Here is a 1,074-nt window from a genome sequence, read left to right as displayed (position 1 = left end):
TATCGTTAAGTTTTAATTATTCTTGAATATTTTTCAGTTCAACTCTCACGTTTCAATGAGTTTTTCCATTTTCATTGCTCATTTCCGGCGTTGTGCTTAATTCTTTCCGTTTCAACTTATAATTCCGTCATTGTGCTAAAATCTCACGTTTCAATGAGTTTTTTACGTTTCAACTTTCTATTTTCGGATTCATTGCTCAACTCTTTCTGCTTTAATTTTCTTTCAATAGAGTAGAAGTAGTTTTCAAGCTTTTTTATCTCAGTAATTTTTTCGGCTTGTGTCTCAGACAGTTTGAGATTTTAAACTCATAAAACTCAAATTAGGAATTTCAGCCTGAAATTCCCCCATTTTACCCAACGGTTTAGGCTATGTTGTCGTTGTGGAAAAATCGGTAAGATTTTTCCGCCAAAGCAATTGTGCTAGTAAATATACGAGGATTTTCTGAAAAAGAAAATCCGCCACAATGCAATATAGCCAGTGTTGTAACACGTTTTTGAATTTAAGGTTTAATTCTAAACCTTGATAAAACTTCAAAAACTTCATCAGGTTTTTTCTGTTGGTGATAACTAAAATGTATATGCTCAATATCTACAAAAGATTTAGTTCCTTTATATGGAAAATCAGATAAACAAATTAGCATTAGAGATTTTGGGTTTTCTTGTGTAATAACTGCAATTGGCTCATTTATAGCTACACTCCAAGTAGATTTTCTACCATATATTTTTGGTAAATATCCTGATTTGATAATATTTTTCAAAATTTCTTTAATTTTCCAATCAGGATGGATTTCAAATTCCATTAAATGCGGAGCATCTCCCATAGCTACACTTTCTCTGGATAATTTTATTTTTTTCATTTTTTCGACTAATATAATCTTTCTAATTTTTTTAATTGATTTTTCATATTCATTCGATTTAATGAAAATATATTTGAATTATTATCAAGGTAATCAATCATCAAAAATGTTTTATCAATCATTTTTCTCATATTTAATTCTTGCTTTTTGTTCAAATCAGTTGACTTTTCAATTATTGTATAAAATAAAACAGAGAGATTTTCAATAATCTGTTTATC

2 protein-coding genes are annotated in these 1,074 nt (G+C 28.6%); both read right to left on the bottom strand.

The window, feature by feature from the left end; genetic code table 11:
* Nucleotides 1–499 precede the first annotated feature (499 nt).
* Complete coding sequence (locus tag HGB55_RS15135; RefSeq protein ID WP_168817918.1) at nucleotides 500–856, bottom strand: hypothetical protein; 357 nt, start codon at nucleotides 854–856, stop codon at nucleotides 500–502.
* 8 nt (nucleotides 857–864) lie between these two features.
* On the bottom strand, nucleotides 865–1,074 hold a 210-nt coding region (locus HGB55_RS15460), incomplete at its 5' end, for a hypothetical protein (protein WP_211047416.1).

The organism is Lutibacter sp. B1 (assembly GCF_012524075.1).
Lineage (GTDB): Bacteria > Bacteroidota > Bacteroidia > Flavobacteriales > Flavobacteriaceae > Lutibacter.
Note: the sequence above shows the minus strand (reverse complement) of the source record. Positions and strands in the feature narration are given on the sequence as shown.